19 protein-coding genes are annotated in these 18,936 nt (G+C 69.0%); 10 read left to right on the forward strand and 9 right to left on the reverse strand.

Going from position 1 to position 18,936, the window contains the following annotated elements; genetic code table 11:
* Positions 1-31 precede the first annotated feature (31 nt).
* On the forward strand, positions 32-1,567 hold the full coding sequence (locus SNE35_RS13445; RefSeq protein ID WP_320423425.1) for a class I adenylate-forming enzyme family protein: 1,536 nt from the start codon (positions 32-34) through the stop codon (positions 1,565-1,567).
* Positions 1,564-2,742 (forward strand): hypothetical protein, encoded by a 1,179-nt coding sequence (locus SNE35_RS13450; RefSeq protein ID WP_320423426.1) that lies wholly within the window; start codon positions 1,564-1,566, stop codon positions 2,740-2,742. The genes SNE35_RS13445 and SNE35_RS13450 overlap by 4 nt, the downstream gene beginning before the upstream one ends.
* A 10-nt stretch (positions 2,743-2,752) precedes the next feature.
* Here the strand turns inward: SNE35_RS13450 and SNE35_RS13455 are convergent, their stop codons facing one another.
* On the reverse strand, positions 2,753-2,971 hold the full coding sequence (locus tag SNE35_RS13455) for a SlyX family protein (protein WP_320423427.1): 219 nt from the start codon (positions 2,969-2,971) through the stop codon (positions 2,753-2,755).
* A gap of 48 nt (positions 2,972-3,019) precedes the next feature.
* On the opposite strand from SNE35_RS13455, the gene SNE35_RS13460 reads away from it, so the two are divergent.
* The 7 genes from SNE35_RS13460 to SNE35_RS13490 are packed head-to-tail and all read left to right on the forward strand — an operon-like array spanning position 3,020 to position 8,895.
* The gene (locus SNE35_RS13460) at positions 3,020-3,826 is read left to right on the forward strand and encodes a sulfurtransferase (protein ID WP_320423428.1); all 807 of its coding nucleotides are present in this window, start codon (positions 3,020-3,022) and stop codon (positions 3,824-3,826) included.
* A complete protein-coding gene (locus SNE35_RS13465; RefSeq protein WP_320423429.1) occupies positions 3,826-4,788 on the forward strand; it encodes an alpha/beta fold hydrolase in 963 nt (320 codons plus the stop codon). Before SNE35_RS13460 ends, SNE35_RS13465 begins: the two co-directional genes overlap by 1 nt.
* Positions 4,789-4,807: 19 nt before the next feature.
* The gene (locus SNE35_RS13470; RefSeq protein ID WP_320423430.1) at positions 4,808-5,617 is read left to right on the forward strand and encodes an ABC transporter substrate-binding protein; all 810 of its coding nucleotides are present in this window, start codon (positions 4,808-4,810) and stop codon (positions 5,615-5,617) included.
* Between the two features lie 3 nt (positions 5,618-5,620).
* The gene (locus SNE35_RS13475; RefSeq protein WP_320423431.1) at positions 5,621-6,310 is read left to right on the forward strand and encodes an ABC transporter permease; all 690 of its coding nucleotides are present in this window, start codon (positions 5,621-5,623) and stop codon (positions 6,308-6,310) included.
* Position 6,311: 1 nt separating this feature from the next.
* Positions 6,312-7,001, forward strand: coding sequence for an ABC transporter permease (locus SNE35_RS13480; protein ID WP_320423432.1), 690 nt, complete (start codon positions 6,312-6,314; stop codon positions 6,999-7,001).
* Positions 7,002-7,006: 5 nt separating this feature from the next.
* The gene (locus SNE35_RS13485) at positions 7,007-8,119 is read left to right on the forward strand and encodes a succinylglutamate desuccinylase/aspartoacylase family protein (protein ID WP_320423433.1); all 1,113 of its coding nucleotides are present in this window, start codon (positions 7,007-7,009) and stop codon (positions 8,117-8,119) included.
* A gap of 5 nt (positions 8,120-8,124) precedes the next feature.
* A complete protein-coding gene (locus SNE35_RS13490) occupies positions 8,125-8,895 on the forward strand; it encodes an ABC transporter ATP-binding protein (protein ID WP_320423434.1) in 771 nt (256 codons plus the stop codon).
* 16 nt (positions 8,896-8,911) lie between these two features.
* Here the strand turns inward: SNE35_RS13490 and SNE35_RS13495 are convergent, their stop codons facing one another.
* From SNE35_RS13495 to SNE35_RS13520, 6 genes are read right to left on the reverse strand one after another with little or no spacing between them, the layout of a single operon-like run.
* Complete coding sequence (locus SNE35_RS13495) at positions 8,912-9,856, reverse strand: hypothetical protein (RefSeq protein WP_320423435.1); 945 nt, start codon at positions 9,854-9,856, stop codon at positions 8,912-8,914.
* Positions 9,853-10,599, reverse strand: a complete 747-nt coding sequence (locus SNE35_RS13500; RefSeq protein ID WP_320423436.1) for a class I SAM-dependent methyltransferase — start codon at positions 10,597-10,599, stop codon at positions 9,853-9,855. The genes SNE35_RS13495 and SNE35_RS13500 overlap by 4 nt, the downstream gene beginning before the upstream one ends.
* Before the next feature lie 48 nt (positions 10,600-10,647).
* On the reverse strand, positions 10,648-11,457 hold the full coding sequence (gene iolB / locus SNE35_RS13505; protein WP_320423437.1) for a 5-deoxy-glucuronate isomerase: 810 nt from the start codon (positions 11,455-11,457) through the stop codon (positions 10,648-10,650).
* Between the two features lie 2 nt (positions 11,458-11,459).
* Positions 11,460-12,395, reverse strand: a complete 936-nt coding sequence (gene iolE / locus SNE35_RS13510) for a myo-inosose-2 dehydratase (RefSeq protein ID WP_320423438.1) — start codon at positions 12,393-12,395, stop codon at positions 11,460-11,462.
* A gap of 16 nt (positions 12,396-12,411) precedes the next feature.
* A complete protein-coding gene (gene iolD, locus SNE35_RS13515; protein ID WP_320423439.1) occupies positions 12,412-14,274 on the reverse strand; it encodes a 3D-(3,5/4)-trihydroxycyclohexane-1,2-dione acylhydrolase (decyclizing) in 1,863 nt (620 codons plus the stop codon).
* The gene (locus SNE35_RS13520; protein ID WP_320423440.1) at positions 14,271-16,238 is read right to left on the reverse strand and encodes a bifunctional 5-dehydro-2-deoxygluconokinase/5-dehydro-2-deoxyphosphogluconate aldolase; all 1,968 of its coding nucleotides are present in this window, start codon (positions 16,236-16,238) and stop codon (positions 14,271-14,273) included. The genes iolD and SNE35_RS13520 overlap by 4 nt, the downstream gene beginning before the upstream one ends.
* A 203-nt stretch (positions 16,239-16,441) precedes the next feature.
* Here SNE35_RS13520 and SNE35_RS13525 point away from each other — a divergent pair, with 203 nt between their 5' ends.
* Positions 16,442-16,846, forward strand: coding sequence for a hypothetical protein (locus tag SNE35_RS13525; RefSeq protein WP_320423441.1), 405 nt, complete (start codon positions 16,442-16,444; stop codon positions 16,844-16,846).
* On the opposite strand, the gene SNE35_RS13530 is transcribed toward SNE35_RS13525, so the two are convergent.
* Entirely contained in the window at positions 16,803-17,852 is a 1,050-nt protein-coding gene (locus SNE35_RS13530) for a Gfo/Idh/MocA family oxidoreductase (protein WP_320423442.1), read from the reverse strand. The genes SNE35_RS13525 and SNE35_RS13530 overlap by 44 nt on opposite strands.
* A 2-nt stretch (positions 17,853-17,854) precedes the next feature.
* Positions 17,855-18,847 carry an inositol 2-dehydrogenase gene (gene iolG / locus SNE35_RS13535; protein ID WP_320423443.1) on the reverse strand — a complete coding sequence of 331 codons (993 nt, stop codon included), beginning with the start codon at positions 18,845-18,847 and terminating at the stop codon, positions 17,855-17,857.
* Positions 18,848-18,936: the final 89 nt, after the last annotated feature.

Here is an 18,936-nt window from a genome sequence, read left to right on the forward strand (position 1 = left end):
AAAGGCGGCTCGTCCACCCACGAGCCGCCCGATGAACGAAGCCGACTTCCACCTGATCGCCGACCTGATCCGCGAGCACGCCCGCGCGCGGCCCGAGCAGCCGGCGATCGTTCAGGACGGCGGCGAATCGCTGAGCTATGCCGCGCTGGACGCGCTGATGGATCGCATCGCGGCCGCGCTGCAGAGAGATGACGTCCGCCCCGGTGACGCGGTGGCCGTGTCCGGCATGTCCACGCCGATGCAGGGCGCGCTGTTCCTTGGCGCGCTGCGGGCAGGCGCGGTCGTCGCGCCGCTGGCCGCTTCGGTGACGCCGGCCTCCTTCGACGGCATGCTGGCCGATGCGCAGGCGCGGCTGCTGTTCGTCGACGAATCGGCCGCCGCGCTGGCGCCGGCGGACGTGCGCACGATCCGCATCGACACCGCCGAGCTGGAAGCCTGGCTCGCCCCGCCGGGCGCGCAACCCGAGCCGGTCTCGCCAGCGCCGGGCGATGCGTTCAACATCATCTATTCCTCCGGCACGACCGGCACGCCCAAGGGCATCGTCCAGCCGCACGGCATGCGCTGGACGCACGTGGCGCGCGGTGCCCGCTACGGCTACAACGCAGACTCCCGCGCGCTGCTCGCCACGCCGCTGTACTCGAACACCACGCTGGTGGTCTTCTTCCCGGTGCTGGCCTTCGGCGGCACGGTTTACCTGATGCCGCGCTTCGAGGCGGGCGCCTACCTGGCGCTCGCCCAGGCGAAGCGCATCACGCACACGATGCTGGTGCCGGTGCAGTACCAGCGCATCATGGCGCGGCCCGATTTCGACGCTCATGACCTCGGCAGCTACCTCGCCAAGTTCTGCACCAGCGCACCCTTCTCGGCCAAGCTGAAGGCCGACGTGCTGAGCCGCTGGCCCGGCGCGCTGGTCGAGTTCTACGGCATGACCGAAGGCGGCGGCACCTGCATCCTCGATGCCCGCGCCAACCCGAACAAGCTGCACACGGTCGGCCAGCCGGCGGACGGCCACGACATCCGGCTGATCGACGACGAGGGCCGCGAGCTGACCGAGCCCGGCCAGACCGGCGAGGTGGTCGGCCACTCGGCCGGCATGATGAGCGGCTATCACGGCCAACCCGCCAAGACCCGCGAGGCCGAGTGGTTCGCGCCGGACGGCAAGCGCTTCATCCGCACCGGCGACGTCGGCCGCTTCGACGCCGACGGCTTCCTGATCCTGTCCGACCGCAAGAAGGACATGATCATCTCCGGCGGCTTCAACATCTACCCGAGCGACCTCGAGGCACTGCTGCGCGAGCACCCGGCCGTGGCGGACGTGGCCGTGGTCGGCGTGCCCAGCGACATCTGGGGCGAGACGCCGGTGGCCTACGTGGTGCGCCGCTCAGGCCACGAAGAGACGACGGACAGCGCGCTGCGGCTGTGGCTCAACGAGCGCGTCGGCAAGACGCAGCGGCTCTCCGAGCTGCGCAGCATCGACGAACTGCCGCGCAGCGCGATCGGCAAGGTGCTCAAGCGCGAGCTGCGTGATCGCCACGCCGCGGAGTCGCCAGGAGCACCCGGCGCGTGATCCTGGCCCTGCCCCGCCGCGGGCCGACCATCAGCGTCTGGCCCCCGCTGCCGCTGCCGCGGACGCGCCTGGGGCAGTGCCTGGCGCTGGCGCTGCTGCTGCACCTGTGGCTGGTGCTGACCATCGGCACCGCGCCGGGCGGCAGCGCAGCGCCGGGCGAAGGTGTGTGGGGCCGGCTAAACACGGCGCTGAGCATCACGCTGACCGGCCCGCCCAGCCCGGCGGTGGAAACGCCGCCGCAAGCCGCACCGATCCCCGTCGATTCCGGCCCCACCGGCGCCGCGCCGAAGCGCCGCCAGGGCGGCAGCGTGCGGCCCGTCCAGCGCCCGGCGCCGAGCCCGGGCGCCGCTGAGTTGGGGCGCTGGAACGCCACGCCCGCCGAGCAGCTGAATGGCCCGGCGCCCGAACCTGAAGCACCTGCGCCTGTACCGGCTGCGGCGCCCGAACCCGAACCGACGATCCGCACCCAGGAAGCGGCGCCCGTCACCGTGCAGCGGCTGCAGAAGCCGGCCTTGCCCGCCCCGTCACGCAGCAGCACCGACAACAAGTCCGCCCCCGACCTGCTGAAGCCGCTACCCGCCGCAGCACCGGTGGAAGCCCCGCCGGCGCCGGTGCCCGCTCCACCCGACCTGCGCACGTTGCCCGAGCCAGAGGCCATCCCCGCCCGCCGCGCGCCCGCGGAGCTGCCTCAGACGATCACGCCGCCCGCCCTTCAATCGCAGCCCTTGAGCGCGCCCAAGGCCCAGCCCCAGGTCACCGCGCCGGTGGCGCCGATCAATCCGGGCGTGACGCCGCAAGTCGCGCCCGGAGCCGCGCCCTCGGCAAACACCAGCCAGCCGGCGGCCCCCAGCCTCGTCCCGGCCCTGCCTCCGGTCGGCGCGCCCGACGCCGGCACGCAGCGCGGCCACGACGTCGCGACATCGCCCTCGGCCTCAGCCAGCTCGCCACGCACGCCGCTGGACCTGCGCATGCCCGTCAACCGCCCGGTCGCGCGCCAGGGCGGCGACAGCATGCTGAACCTGATGCCCCACCCGCCCGACGCCAAGGCCAAGCTCGGCGAGGACATGAAGAAGGCCGGCCGCGGCGACTGCCGCGACGAGCATGCGGCCAACGGGCTGCTGGCCGTGGTCCCGCTGGCGGTGGACACCGCGCGGGACAAGGGTTGCAAATGGTGAGCCGAACGCCTCAATAGTGGGGCGGCAACTCGTCCCGCAAGCTCCGAAACGCCGGGCCGCCTTCGGCCGGCGCCTGCCGCTTCAGCTCCACCAATTCCCGCATCAGCAGATCGATCTGCTCCTGCTGGCGGATCACGATCTGGTTGAGCTGCTCGACCAGGTCCTCGGCGAAGCTGGCCTTGATCTCCAGCTCGGTCAGGCGGGCGTCCACATCGTGTTCGGTATCCATAGGAGCGCTATTGGACACCAGGGCCGCACCTACAATCTGCCGCTTCCCATGACGACCGCATCCATCCTCAACATCTCGGCCTACAAGTTCGTGCGCCTGCCCGACGCGCAGGCGCTGCGCGACACCCTGCACGAACGCGCCGAGGCGCTGGCCCTCAAGGGCACGGTGCTGCTGGCCGAAGAAGGCATCAATCTGTTCCTGGCCGGCCCCGCCGAGGCTGTCCGCGCCTGGGTCGTGGCGCTGAAGGACGATGCCCGCTTCGCCGATCTGGCGCCCAAGGAGAGCTGGAGCGAAGCGGTCCCGTTCAAGAAGCTGCTGGTCAAGGTCAAGCCCGAGATCATCCGCATGAACCATCCGGCGATCCGGCCCGATGCGCTGGAGCGCGCGCCGGCCGTCACCGCCACGACCCTGGCCCGCTGGCTGAACCAGGGCCATGACGACGCCGGCCGGCCCGTCGTGATGCTGGACACGCGCAATGCCTTCGAGGTCGACTACGGCGCCTTCGACGGCGCGATCGACTGGCGCATCGCCAAGTTCAGCGAGTTCCCCGAGGCCGTGCAGCAGCACCGCGCCGAGCTGCAGGGCAAAACCGTCGTCAGCTACTGCACCGGCGGCATCCGCTGCGAGAAAGCTGCCATCTACCTGCAGCAGCAGGATCTCGGCGCGCCGGTCTACCAGCTGGAAGGCGGCATCCTGAAGTATTTCGAGGAAACGAAGGGCGCGCCGCACTACCACGGCGGCTGCTTCGTCTTCGACCAGCGCGAGTCGCTGGACGCCGGGCTGGCGCCGGATGCCGACATCGTCCGCCCCGCCAGCGAGGCGCACCGAGCACCGGATCACAAGGAACCGGCCTGATGGGCGGACTCGCGGGATGGGCCGTGCGCCTGTTCGGCGTATTGCTGATGCTGTCTTCGCTCGGCTACGCGGCGATCCGGGCGCCGGATCGCACGCTGGAGAGCCTGGTGCCGCGCTGGGCGCCGCCGCCCTCCGAATTCATCGAGCTGGGTGACCAGGTCGTGCACCTGCGCGACGAAGGCCAGCAGACCGATCCGACGCCGCTGGTGCTGCTGCACGGCACCTCGTCCAGTCTGCACACCTGGGAAGGCTGGGCTGAGGAGCTGAAGAAGACCCGCCGCGTCATCAGCTTCGACCTGCCCGGCTTCGGCCTGACCGGACCGGCCGTCAGCGGCGACTACCGCGACGAGGCCTACCAGGCCTTCGTGCTGGCGATGCTGGACCGGCTGAAGCTGCAGCACGTGGTGCTCGCCGGCAACTCGCTGGGCGGGCAGATCGCCTGGCAACTGGCCGCGCTGCATCCGGAGCGCGTCAGCGCGCTGATCCTGGTGGACGCGGGTGGCCAGGCGGTCGAGGCGCAATCGGTGCCGGACGGCTTCAAGCTCGCGCAGATGCCGCTCGTGCGCCACATCGCCCAGTACGTGCTGCCCCGCTCCTTCATCGAACGCAGCGTGAAGAACGTCTACGGCGATCCGTCCAAGGTCGACGGCGCGCTGGTGGATCGCTACTTCGAGATGACGGTGCGCGAGGGCAACCGCGAGGCTCTGGGCCGGCGCATGGACCAGCGCACGCCGGGCAAGTTCATCGCCCTGCTGCCGAAGATCAGGCAGCCGACCTTGATCCTGTGGGGTGCGCGCGACCGGCTGATCCCGATCGCCGCGGCCAGGGTTTTCGCGCAGGAGATTCCGGGCAGCCGGCTGGTTACATTCGAGACACTCGGCCATGTGCCGCAAGAGGAAGACCCGCAGGCGACGCTGGTGCCGGTGAAGACCTTCCTCGAATCGATCAAAGACAAGACCTGACCCTCAAGGAGTACACAGCATGCAAGAAGGACGACGACACCTGATCGCCGTGGGTCTATTGGGCCTGCTGGGCCTGCTGGGCTTATTCGCCGTCACGGCCCATGCCCAGGCCCCCGAGTGGAAGAAGATCCGCATCGGCGTCGAAGGCGCCTACCCGCCCTTCTCCGAGATCGGCCCGGACGGCAAGCTCAAGGGCTTCGAGATCGAACTGGCCCAGGCCTACTGCGCGCAGATGAAGGCCGAATGCACCTTGGTGCAACAGGACTTCGACGGCCTGATCCCCGCGCTGCAGACGCGCAAGATCGACGCGATCATCGCCTCCGTTTCGATCACCGAGGCGCGCAAGAAGGTCGTCGCCTTCTCCCGGCCCTACTACGCTACGCCGGCCCGCATGGTCGCCAAGGAAGGCGCCAAGTTCGATTTCACCGCCGCGGGCCTGAAGGGCAAGAAGATCGGCGTGCAGCGCGCCACCATCTTCGAGGCCTGCGTCAACGGCGAGTTCAAGCAGAGCGAGATCGTTCGCTACGCCACGCAGGACCAGATCTTCCTGGACCTGAAAGCCGGCCGCATCGACATGACCATGGCCGACTCCCCAGCCATCGACCAGGGCTTCCTCAGCAAGCCCGAGGGCAAGGGCTACGCGATGGTCGGCCCCGTCTTCGACGACCCGAAGTACTTCGGCACGGGCACCGGCGTGGCCATGCGCAAGGCCGACGAGAAGACTCTGGCCGCCAAGTTCAACGCGGCCATCGAGGCACTGCAGGCGGACGGCACCTTCAAGAAGATGGCCGCGAAATACTTCCCCTACGACATTTCGCCCAAGCACTGATCGATGCTGCACGGCTTCCTGCCCAGCTTGCTGCAAGGCGCCGCCGTCACGCTGAGCCTGGCGCTCAGCGCGATGGCGCTGGCCGTCGTGCTGGGCCTGCTGGGCGCGCTGGCCAAGCTGTCGAAATGGCGCGCGGCACGTGGCGTGGCGCAGGTCTACACGACGCTGATCCGCGGTGTGCCGGACCTGGTGCTGATGCTGCTGCTGTTCTTCGGCGGGCAGGTGGCGGTCAACGCGATCGCGCTGCAGCTGGGCTATGAAGATCCGGTCGATATGGATCCCTACGTGACCGGCGTGCTGGTCATCGGCTTCATCTTCGGCGCCTACCTGACCGAGGCTTTCCGCGGTGCCTTCCTGGCCGTGCCGCCTGGCCAGCGCGAAGCGGGTCTGGCCTTCGGCATGACGCCCTGGCAGATCGCCCGGCGCATCACCCTGCCCCAGATGCTGCGCCATGCGCTGCCGGGCCTGTCGAACAACTGGCTGGTACTGATCAAGAGCACGGCCATCGTCTCGGTGATCGGCCTGTCGGACCTGATGACCCGCGGTCAGCAGGCCGCCGGCACGACGCGCGAGCCTTTCTCGTTCTACCTGGCCGTGGCTGCGTTCTACCTGGCCTTCACCAGCCTTTCCGAACTGATGTTCAGCTGGCTGCAGCGGCGGCTGGCGATCGGCGTGCGCGTGGGGAATCTCTGAGATGTTCGATTTCCAGGCCATCCAGGACAACCTGCCTCTCTACTGGGAGGGCGCGTTGAAGACCCTGCAGTTGCTGCTGATCTCGCTGGCGCTGGGCCTGGCCCTGGCGGTTCCGCTGGCGGTGCTGCGCAGCCTGCGCGGCAGTTGGGTCTCGCGGGCTGTGTGGTGCTACACCTATGTGTTCCGCGGCACGCCGATGCTGGTGCAGCTCTTCCTCATCTACTACGGCCTGGCGCAGTTCGACGCGGTGCGCGACAGCTTCGCCTGGCCCTGGCTCAGCTCCGCCTGGTTCTGCGCCTGCCTGAGCTTCGTGCTGAATACCGCGGCCTACACGACCGAGATCATCGCCGGCTCCATCCGCGCGCTACCGCACGGCGAGATCGAGGCGGCCAAGGCCATGGGCATGAGCCGCGCGGTGATGTTCCGCCGCATCGTGCTGCCCTCCGCGCTGCGCCGCTCGCTGCCGGCCTACAGCAACGAGGCGATCTTCATGCTGCACGGCACAGCGCTGGCCAGCATCGTCACGATCATGGACCTGACCGGCGCCGCGCGCACCGTCAACGCCACCAACTACATCCCCTTCGAGGCCTTCATCACCGCCGGCGTCTTCTACTTCCTGATGACGACGACGCTGGTGGGCCTGTTCCACAAGGCCGAGGCGAAGTGGCTCAAACCGCTGATGCCCAGGTGACTCTCATGCAAATCCGACACCACGCCCTGCTCTCTCCCGCGCCCGGCACGCAGCGCGAACTCGTCTCGCTGCACTACGGCCAGGGGCCGCTGAAGGCCTACATCCAGGCCTCGCTGCACGCCGATGAACTGCCCGGCATGCTCGTGGCACACCACCTCCGGCTGAAGCTCGATGCGCTGGAAGCCGCCGGCCGCATCACCGGCCAGATCGTGCTGGTGCCGATGGCCAATCCGATCGGCCTTTCGCAGCACCTGCTGCACGGCCACCAGGGCCGCTTCGAGTTGACCAGCGGTGAGAACTTCAACCGCCACTACCCGGACCAGATCAATACCGCGGCCGCCGCGGCCGAGCCGCAACTGACGCAGGACGCGGCGCACAACGTCCAGGTGCTGCGGCGCGAGCTGAAGAAGGCCGTGGACGCGCAAGCGGTCGACACCGAGCTGCAATCGCTGCGACGCACGTTGATGGGTCTGTCCTGCGACGCCGACGTCGTGCTGGACCTGCACTGCGACGCCCAGGCCGTGCTGCACCTCTACACCGAGACGCCCTGCTGGCCGCAGTGCGAGCCGCTGGCGCGCTACCTCGGCGCCCGCGTCACGCTGCTGGCCCAGGACTCCGGCGACAACCCCTTCGACGAAGCCTGCTCGCAGGTCTGGTGGAAGTGGAAGCGCCACTTCGGCGACCGCTTCCCGATCCCGCAGGCCTGCCTGGCGGTGACCGTCGAGCTGCGCGGTTATGTGGACGTCGAGCACGAGATGGCCGAGGCCGATGCGCAGCGCCTGATCGACTACCTGACGCATCGCGGCCTTGTCTCGGGTGAAGCACCTGCCATGCCAGAGGCCGTCGGCGATGCCCGCCCGCTGGCCGGCAGCATGCCGATCAAGTCGCCGGTGGCCGGCGTGCTGACCTTCCTGCGCCAGGCCGGCGACACGGTGAAGGCCAGCGACGTGCTCGCCCAGGTGATCGACCCGATCAGCGCCGCGGTCACCGACCTCACCAGCCCCGTCGACGGCCTGCTCTACGCCCGCGATTCGCTGCGCTTCACGACGGCCGGCATGCGCGTCGCTAAGGTGGCCGGCGTCGAGGCGACACGCACCGGCAAGCTGCTGGGAGCCTGAGCGCGATGAGCCACGCAAGCCTCGTCGTCGACAACCTGCACAAGCGCTACGGCGAGCGCGAGGTGCTCAAGGGCGTGTCGCTGACCGCGCAACCCGGCGACGTGATCACGCTGATCGGCTCGAGCGGCTCCGGCAAGAGCACCTTCCTGCGCTGCCTGAATCTGCTGGAGCAGCCGCACGAGGGTTCGCTCTCGCTCGGCAGCGAGACACTGAAGCTGGCCCGCGACCGCGACGGCAGCCTGAAGGCGGCCGATGCGAAGCAGTTGCAGCACTGGCGCGCGCGCCTGGCCTTCGTGTTCCAGAACTTCAACCTCTGGGCCCACCGCACCGTGATCGAGAACGTCACCGAGGCGCCGATCCACGTGCTGGGCGTGCCCAAGGCCGAGGCCATCGCCAAGGCCGAGGCGCTGCTAGCGCGCGTCGGCGTATCGCACCGCAAGGACGTCTACCCCGCCCAGCTCTCTGGCGGCGAACAGCAGCGCGTCGCGATCGCCCGCGCGCTGGCCGTGGAACCGGAAGTGATGCTGTTCGATGAGCCCACCTCCGCGCTGGACCCGGAGCTGGTCGGCGAAGTGCTGAAGGTGATGCGCGACCTCGCCGCCGAAGGCCGCACGATGATCGTCGTCACCCACGAAATGGGCTTCGCCCGTGAGGTCTCCAACCACACGCTGTTCCTGCATCAGGGCGTGGTCGAGGAAGCCGGCGATCCGAAGGAAGTGCTGGTGCGCCCGCAGAGCGCGCGGTTGCAGCAGTTCCTGAGCGGTGGCTTGAAGTAGTCGACGGCGTCCGCCGCTAAAGCGGCGCGAGCACGTCGCAGCCGTGGCGATGACGCCGCAGCCACTCCACATACATTCCGCTGACGTGGGCGAGCTGTTGCTCGGCCCGGCCGGTCTCGTGCACGACGCGGCAATGGAACAGCACGTGCGAGCCGATGCGCTCGACCTGCTCGACGGAAAGCTCGCGGACGAGCTGGGGCGGGTCCAGCGCAGGGAGCCCGAACAGCGGCGAGCGCGAGAGCTGCAGCGGCAAGCTGGCCTGATCGAGCGAAGCCTGCCGATGCTGGCGACCCAGCGCGTAGACCGCCTCCAGGCTTTGCGCGGGCGCGCTACTCATGACGATGCGTCGCGAGGCCTCCATCAGCGCCACGCTCGGACTGGTGGCGCGCAAGGCCAGCACTTGTTCACCGGAGGACAGCCGGGCCACGAGGTCCATCGGGAAGATGTTCCGCGGGTCCCCGTGACCCACGCCGACGAGAAAAACCGGTCGCGCCACGATGTAGTACGCATTTAGCGCGCGCAGGTCGGCCGCGGACATGCACAACGCATCGTGCCGGCGCGCGGCGGTGCGCGCGTTCTGCCAGGCGAGCAGGTAGCGCCACCCCAGCACTGCGGGCGGCAGGCAGCGGTTGATCGTGCGATCCACGCCGAAGAGATGCAGCGCGCCCTGCCCCAGCGGCACCGTGCCCATCGGCTTCAAGGCCAGGCGGGCCAGCGGTGTCGCCTCTTCATCGGCAACGCAAATCTCCAGCCAGAGAGAACGCTGCACAACGAAAGAGCCCGCCACACCCAGCACCAACGGCCGCAGCGAGACCAGGCAGTGATCGTCGCTGACGTCGATCGGGCCGCCGGGCAGTCCGCACAGCAGCACGCGGAGCTGCAGCTTCGACACCTCGTCGTGCACCACCGGCGCATGGCGCAGACCCTTGCCGATGCGCAGCAGGGACAGCAGTCGCCTCACGACCGCCTGCGGAACTGGACGAACAGGTGATTGGCGCCCAGCGATCCGAACAGCGAGCGGCCATCGGCAGTGCAAACGCTCTCGATGGCGAACGCGGGCGCCGCGGCCCGGCGCAGGCTGCCGATGAAATGGCGGTAGGTCGTCACCCGGCCTTCCATGCGGATCGCGCCCTGCCCCAGCGACCGCAAGGCGCTGCGCCACCACCAGCCGTGCCGCATGTCGCGGCCGTAGAAGGGGTTGAGGACGTTGGCGACCAGAGCGCTGCCCGGCTGCAGATGGACGGCGAGCCGCTGCAGCAAGGGGCCGGGATCCTGCACGTGGTTCAGGACGGCGAAGTTGGCCGCGATGGCCGCCACCGGGTCGCCAGCACCGAGCGCGCGCTCCATGGCCTCCAATGGCCCGGCCGCGGTCGTGATGCGGCCGGCGGCGATCTCGCCGCTGCAGCGCTCCCGCAGCACGGCCATCATGCCGGGCGAGAGGTCATAGGCATGGACCCGGTGCCCACGCGCCGCGTACCAGGCCGCGTCGATCCCGGTGCCGCAACCGAAATCCAGGATCGAAGCGCCGGGGCCAGCCGCGGCGGCGACACGCTGGCAGAACGCCTCGCGCAGCCTCAGGTTGTCGACATCCGTCCGCCCGTCCACCTGCGCGTCGTAGCCCGGCGCGACGGCATCGTAGAAGCGCGCTGTGGCGTCAGGCGCCGCTGCGGCCGGGTCAAGCCATTCATTCGAGGTCGGGGGCATGCCGGTAGGTTCCGCCCGGCACGCGCAGGGTTCAAACGCTGCGCTCGTCTACTTCTTCGCCAGCATCCACTCATGCGCCGGGTCGTTCTTGAAGACCCAGAAGCGATGAGGCCCGGCCATCACGTTCAGGTAGTACAGCTCGTAGCCGTGCGGGGCGACGACCGGGTGGTAGCCACGGGGCACCATCACGACGTCGTGGTCCTCGACGGCGCAGGCCTCGTCGAGGCTGCGGTCATCGGTGTAGACGCGCTGGAAGGCGAAGCCCTGGGGCGGGTTCAGCCGGTGGTAGTAGGTTTCTTCGAGCTGGGTCTCGACCGGCGGCTGCTCGACGTCGTGCTTGTGCGGCGGGTAGCTGGACGAGTGGCTGGCCGGGGTCAGCACTTCGACAACCAGCAGGTGCGCCGCGGTCGGGTCGTCGTGTGGCAGGACGTCGCACACGTAGCGAGTGTTGGTGCCGGCGCCGCGGACGCTGCGCTTCATTGCCGTGGAATCCAGCACCTTGACCGGCCGGTCGGCGCCATCACTGGGCGCCGTGCACAGCGCCACCTCGGCATTGCCGCGCGCCTGGATGCTCAGCGTCTTGCCGGCACCGACGTAGACCGCCGCCGGCGAGACGGGTTCGAACACGCTGGCACGGGCGCCGAGGCCCGCGTGGCGCGTTCCGTCGATGGTGACGTCCACCGTGCCGGTCAGCACGACCAGGCACAGCTCGCGCGAGCCCGTCTGCACGGTCTCGCTCTCGCCTTCGGCGAGGCGAAGCGCGCGGAAGCCCACGTGCGTCCAGCCGGCGCGCTCGGGCGTGACGTCGACGATCTCGCGGCCGGTCTTCGCGGCCTTGGCCAGCAGCGGGCTCACCATGTTCAGGCTCCCTTGTTGATCTGGTCGACGATGCCGCGCAAGGTCTCGTAGCCCTTCTTGCCGTAGGCATAGCTGGGCGCCACGGCAGGATCCTGCTCGGCCTCGACGACCAGCCAGCCTTCGTAGCCGCCCGCCTTCAAGGTGCGCAGCATGCCGCCGAAATCGATGGCGCCGTCGCCCGGCACGGTGAAGGCGCCGTTCAGCACGCTGGTCAGGAAGCTCCAGCCATCGTTTCGAGCCTGCGCGATCACGGCCGGCCGCACGTCCTTGCAATGCACGTGGACAACGCGCGACAGGTGCTTCTTCAGCGGCACCAGCGGATCGCCGGCGCCGCCGAAGAAGGCATGGCCGGTGTCGAACAGCAGGCCCACGTGCTTCGGATCGGTCAGCGCCATCAGCCGGTCCACTTCCTCCGGCGATTCGACGTAGGCGCCCATGTGGTGGTGGTAGGCCAGCGTAATGCCGTACTGCTTCTGGATGTGCTCGCCAAAGGCGTTCAACCGCTGCGCATAACCCTGCCATTCAGCGTCATTCGCGAAGCGCGGGCGGCGGCCGACCGGCGTGTTGATCTGGCCCTGCACGGTGCCGGCGCATTCGCCGTAGACGACGACCTTGGCGCCGTTGTAGGCCAGCTTCTCCATGTGGGCGACGCAGTTGGCCATCTCGACATCGAGCAGTTGCCCGTTGCTCATGCCTTCCGGCAGTTCGGCCAGCATGCCGGAATACCAGCCGGACACGCAGGCGATGCCGAACTCGTCGAGCTTGGCCTTCAGCGCCGGGCCGGTCTTGGGGAACTTGTTGCCGAGCTCGAAGCCCTCGTAGCCGATCTCCGCGCCCTCGCGCAGCGCGGTGTCCAGCGGCGTGTCGCCGCCCAGCTCGGGCAGGTCGTCGTTCATCCAGCCGATGGGGTTGATGCCGATGCGAACGTTCCAGTTCATGTCTTTGTCTCTCGCTTCAGATGCGTTGCTGCAGCTTGCCTTGCTGCCATTGTTCGTGGGCCGCCTGGACCTCGGGCCGGGTGGATACTTCGGGCACGCCGACCTCCCACCAGCAGCCGCCCTCGGTCGTGCGCTTGTGAGTGGTGTCGATGACGAGCACCTGCGTGCGCGTGGCCTTGCGGGCGCGTGTCATCTCGCTCTTCAGTTCGCCGAGGCTCTTCACGTGGACCGCCTCGGCGCCCATCGCGCGGGCGTGAGCGGCGAAGTCGATGGGCACGTGGACGCCGCCCTCGGCCACGCTGGTCTCCAGCATGTTGTTGTACTGAGCCGAGCCGGTGGCACCCTGCAGCCGCTCGATGCAGCCATAGCCCTGGTTGTCGAGCACGACGACGATCAGCTTCGTGCCCAGCAGCAGCGAGGTCGAGATCTCCGAATTCATCATCATGTAGGAGCCGTCGCCGACGAAGACGATCACCTCTCGCTCCGGCTGCGCCAGCTTGATGCCGACGCCGCCGGCGATCTCGTAGCCCATGCAGGAGTAGCCGTACTCGACGTGATAGCCGCCGGGCGCCGAGGCACGCCACAGCTTGTGCAGCTCGGCCGGCAAGGTGCCGGCGGCGCAGACGGCGATGTCCTTCGCCGCGCTGTCCGCCGCGGAATCGCGCACCGCGCCGATCACCTCGCCGTCATAGGGCCGCGCACCGGCAGCAACCGTCGCCGTCGTGATCTCAGTGACCCGTGCATTCCATCCGGCCGCAACTTTCCTGGAGCGCTCGGTCCAGGCTGCGTCGGCATGCCAGCCGGCCGCCGCAGCGCCGAGCTGCTGCAGGCCCAGTCGCGCATCGCTGACGAGGCCGGTGGCGCGGCCCTTGATCGTGTCAAAGGGCTGAACATTGATGCACAGCAGCGCCGCCTGCGGGAACAGCGCGTTGGAGCCGGTCGTGAAGTCCTGCAGCCGCGTGCCGACGGCGATCACCAGGTCTGCTTCGCGCGCCAGCTCGTTCGCGGCGGGGCCGCCGTCGACACCGATCGCGCCGGCGTTCAGCGGATGGTCCCAGGCCAGGCTGCTCTTGCCGCCGTGCGATTCGGCCACCGGGATGCCGTGCGCCTCGGCAAAGGCGCGCAGCGCCTCGCTCGCGTGGCTGTACAGCACACCGCCGCCGGCCACCAGCAGCGGCCGCCTGGCGGTGCGCAGCAGCGCCGCGGCGCGGGCCAGTTCGCCGGCATCGGGCGCCAGGCGGCGGAAGCGGATCACATCCGGCTGCAGGAAGTCTTCCGGGCAGTCGAAGGCTTCGGCCTGCACGTCCTGCGGCAGCGCGAGGCAGACGGGGCCGCACAGCGCGGCATCGGTCATCACCTGGATCGCGCGCGGCAGCGCGGTCAGGATCTGCTCGGGCCGCGAGATGCGGTCGAAGTAGCGCACCAGCGGGCGGAACGCGTCATTGGCATTCATGTCGCCCTGGCCGAAGTTCTCGATCTGCTGCAGCACCGGATCCGGCGCGCGGCTGATGAAAGTGTCGGAGGGCAGCAGCAGTACCGGCAGCCGGTCGACGTGGGCCACGGCCGCCGCGGTCAGCAGGTTCGTAGCACCGGGGCCGATCGAGCTGGTCACGGCCATCACGCGCTCGCGCATCTGCGCCTTGGCGTAGGCGACGGCGGCGTGGGCCATGCCCTGCTCGTTGTGCGCGCGATAGGTCGGCAGGCGCGAGCGCTCGGCCCACAGCGCCTCGCCGAGGCCGGCCACATTGCCGTGGCCGAAGATCGCGAACACGCCGGCGCAGTAGGGCTCGATCGATCCCGCGGCCGTTTCCACCTGCTGCGCAGCCAGCCGGCGCACCAGCGCCTGGGCCATCGTCAGGCGTTGGGTTTTCCTCGTCATGCCACCCTCCGTTCCAGATCCATTTTTCCGTGCCGCGATTGCCAGGCTTCCACCAGCGTCGCGTAGTTGCGCGCCACCGCCTCGACCAGTTCGCCATCGTCGATCAGGCCCTTGAACCAGCGCAGCGAGGCATCGCCCCACAGCGAGCGGCCGACCATGAAGCCCTTGACCACCGGGTTCGTCGCCTGGCTGAAGCTCTCCACCAGGTACTCCAGCGGCTGGTTCAGGCCGAGGATCACCGCGCCGCGGCAATGCGGGTCGCGATCCTGCAGCAGCTGCGCGAGCGCCACCCAGCCCTCCGGCAGCATCGGCGGGATCTTCCACCACTCGGGCTTCAGGCCCAGGTTGTAGAAGCGCGTGATCGCGCGCAGCACCGCTTCGTCTTCGCCGCCCACGGGCGTCATCGCGCGCGGCGGTATCACTTCGAGCAGCAGTTCGTTGCCGCTCTCGCGCGTGGCTTCCCACAGCTCCAGCAGCGACTGCTCCTGGGCCAGGCGCAGGTCCACCGCATCGTCCGGGCTGTAGTGCACCAGGCACTTGACGACCTGCTCGGTCGGCCAGTGAATCAGCGCGCTGCCGATCGAGCGGACGCCGTCGAATTGCAACGGCCGCGAGCCGGGCAGCTCGACCGGCCGGCCCACCCACCAGCCGCGGCCGGTGGCATTGGCCAGCGCCGCACTGCCGTAGTCGCCACCGTCGATCAGTACGCCGGTATGGCCTTGCAAGCCGTGGCTCCGCTCCACCTGCTCGGCGGCGCGCACCAGCAGGCTTTTCAGCTTCGGGATGCGGGCCTCGTCGGCACGGGCTTCGCGCGCCATGTCGTAGAACTGGCTGCGGTGGTCGAAGGCCATCACGCACAGCTCGTTCCAGTCCGGCCGCGGCACGGTGACGCGGTGCAGATGGGCGAGTTGCTCGTCGGCATCGACCTTCGGGTTGCGGCTGCCGCCGAACCAGTGCGCCAGCTCGGCCGGCGTGGGCATGGCGGCGGAGCAGGCATGGCGCGAGACGACGATGGCGCCGCAGGCGTTCGCGATCTTGGTCGACTCGGTCCAGTCCTTGCCCTGAAGCAGGCTCGCCATCAGGCCGGCCAGGAAGGCGTCGCCGGCGCCGAGCACGTTCAGCACCTCGACGCGTTCGCCGAGGAAGGTCGGCGCATCCTCGATCGCATCGGGGATCGCGCCTTCGATCACGCAGCAGCCGAGCGCGCCGCGCTTGACGACCAAGGTCGCACTCGACACCGCACGCACCGCACGCAGGCTGCCGATCAGGTCGTTCGGCACGCCGCCGGCGATGAAGAACTCCTCCTCGGTGCCGACCAGCAGATCGAAGGCCGGCAGCATCTCGCGCAGCTGCGCGCTGACCCGCTCATCGGGCACATAGCGGTTCTCGCCGGCGCCGCGCGAGGTCAGGCCCCACAGCACCGGTCGGTAGTCGATGTCCAAGACCGTCGTCACGCCGTGCTGGCGGGCATAGGCCAGCGCGGTGCGCGCGGCGTGGCGCGTCTTGTCGGTAGAGAGGTGCGTGCCGGTGATCGCCAGGGCACGGCAGTCGGCGATGAAGGACTCGCTGATCTGCTCGGCGTCGATCGCCATGTCCGCGCAGTTCTCGCGCACGAACAGCAGCGGGAAGGTGTCGCGATCCTTCAGGCCCAGCACCACCATCGCGGTGAGCCGCTCGGGGTCGACCTGGAGCTGGCTGACGTCGCAGCCCTCGCGCTGCAGCGTCTCGGTGAGGAAGCGGCCCATCTGCTCGTTGCCGACGCGCGAAAGCATCGCGCTCCTGAGGCCCAGCCGCGCCACGCCGAAGGCCTGGTTGGCGGAGCTACCGCCCAGATACATCGCCAGGCTGCGCGCGTCCTCGAGCCGGCTGCCGAACTGCTGGGCGTAGAAATCGACGCCGATGCGGCCGAGGCAGGCCAGGTCGATGCGCCGTCCGGCAGGGAATGAGAGAGCTGGGGCTGTCATGCGCAGGGCCACTTATGAAGGCACCGCTGGTGCGATGCAGGCACTGTAATCCAATCGGACATGATTTTCTCTTTGGGTATTCACGTAGAAAAGTTTTTCTCTTTTCTACAGGAGGACGGAGCGCCGGCAGATCCCTATCTTGAGGAGCCGGCTGGGCCGCGAGGGCCGGCATCCTGTGGCCTTGCGTCCCGCAGGTGCCGTCCATGACTTACGAAACCTTGCTCACCCAGGTGTTCGCCGCGATCACGATCGCGGTGCTGCTGACCCTGCTCTACATGATGGTCAAGAAGCGCACGCGCCGCGGGCGCCGCAGGAGGCGCATCCAGCGCCGCCGTGCCGCGCCGATCAACGCCTACTACTACTGCGCGCACTGCGCCACGCGCACGCTACACGGCATCCGCACGCGCGAAGCCTGGAAGGCGGGCTCGCGCCGCTTCTTCTGCGACGGCTGCAAGACGCTGCGGGAGCAGGATGCGCAGGAGACCTCGTTCGAAGCCTCCTCGCTGTGGCCGGTCAGTGAATTCGATTCGCGCCGCGCCGAGGAGCAGGACGAAGACGATCTGCTCAACCGACCTCGACCACCTGCCCCGTCCGATAGGCCTTCGTGATCGCCAGGCCGATGCGCGTCGCCTCGACGGCATCGGCCAACTCCAGTTCCAGCGCCTTCTCGCCGCGACATGCGGCGACGAAGGCCGCCATCTCGGCCTGGAAGGCGGCCTCGAAGCGCTCGTAGAAATCGCGCAGCACCGCGTGGCGCACGCCATGACCGTCGCTGCGCAGGATGCGGTCCTTGGCGCCATGCTCGCCGATCTGCAGCTTGCCGGCGGTGCCGATGATCTCTGTGCTGGTCTCATGGCCGTGCGCCATCGTGCGCGAGGCATAGAGCACCGCGCGGGCGCCGCCCTCGAACTCGATCATCGCCAGGCCGTTGTCCACGTCGCCGTGCTCGGCCAGCGCCGGGTGCAGCGCATTGGTGCCCGAGGCGAACACCCGCAGCGCGCGCGGCTTGCCGAGCATCCAGCGAGCGAGGTCGATGTCGTGGATGCTGCAGTCCATGAAGATGCCGCCCGAGGTCGGCGCGAAGCGCACGAAGAAGCCCTCCGGGTCGTTCAGGTCGCAGGTCTGCGAATTGACGATGAAGGGCCGGCCGATCTCGCCCTGCGCGATGACCCGCTGCGCCGCCTGGTAGTGCGGATCGAAGCGGCGCACGAAGCCGACCATCGCGACTTGCTGCAGGTGCTGCTCGGCCACCTTCAGCACCGCCTCGCAATCCTCGACGTTCAGCGCCAGCGGCTTCTCGACGAAGACATGCTTGCCGGCACGCAGCGCGGCGATCGTCTGGCCCGCGTGCATCGAAGTCGGCGTGACCAAGGCGACCGCGTCGATGTCCGGATTCGCCAGCATGTCGTCGAGGTTCTCGTACAGTTGCTGGACGCCGCAGTGCTCGGCCGCATAGGCCCGCTCCGCGGCCACCGGGCTGCAGGCCGCCACCAGCGTGCAGTGGCGCGTGCCGTAGGCCAGTGCCTGCGCATGGCGCGCGCCGAGCCGGCCGAGGCCGGCGATGCCGACGCGCAGCGGCTGGCCGCCCTGCTTCTTGCTCTGATGGGACTCCATGATCAGAACGCCACCGGCTGGCCGGTCCTGGCGCTCTCGGTCGCCGCGTCGGCGAGCATCTGGGCGGCGACGCCGTCCGCCACCGTCGTGCGGAAGGGCTGGCCCGATTGCAGGCAGTCGAAGAAGTGCGTGATCTCCAGCTTGTAGGCGGCGGCGTAGCGCTGCAGGAAGAAGTGCTCGGGCTTGTCGGTGTGGATGCCGCTGCCGTTCCATTGCACGACGTTGGTCGGCGTCTGGTTCGCGCACTGCAGCAACCCCTCCGACCCCAGCACCTCGAAACGTTGGTCATAACCGTAAGCCGCACGGCGGCTGGCACCGATTTGGCATATGCGCCCGCGGCGAGTGCGGATGGTGACGGCCGCGCTGTCGAAGTCCAGCCCCTCCAGCGCCGGTTCGGTCAGCACCGAGCCGGTGGCGCTGATCCAGGCGGCCTCGTCGCCGTCGGCGCAGAGGATCCAGCGGAACACGTCGAAATCGTGGATCAGCATGTCGCGGAACACGCCGCCCGAGGCCTTGATGTAATCGACCGGCGGCGCGCCCGGGTCGCGGCTGGTGATCACCAGCATTTCCGGCTTGCCGATCTCGCCGGCGGCCAGGCGGCGCGAGGCCTCGTTGAAGGTCGGGTCGAAACGGCGCTGGAAGCCGATCATGCAGGCCACGCCCGCCGCCTTGACCGCATCGGCGCAGGCCTTGGCGCGCTGCACGGACAGGTCGACCGGCTTCTCGCAGAAGATGTTCTTGCCGGCCGCGGCGGCGCGCAGGATCAGGTCGCTGTGCGTCGTCGTCGACGAGCAGATCGCCACCGCGTCCACGCTCTTGTCGGCAAAGATCGCCTCGACGCTCGCCACCTCGGCGCCGAGCTGCTGGGCCAGCTCCCGCGCCGGGCCTTCCATCGGATCGCTGACGTACTTCAGCTTGACGCCCGGCAGCGCGGCCAGGTTCGAGGCATGGATGCGGCCGATGCGGCCGGCGCCGAAAAGGGCGACGTTCTTCATGGGGGACTTGTCTCCGTCTGACGGGGCGTTGTAGGGGTCCGGCCGACTATAGGGGCGGCCTCATCATTTGAAAAGCATTTTTCATGTGA

The organism is Roseateles agri (assembly GCF_034043675.1).
GTDB lineage: Bacteria > Pseudomonadota > Gammaproteobacteria > Burkholderiales > Burkholderiaceae_C > KK5.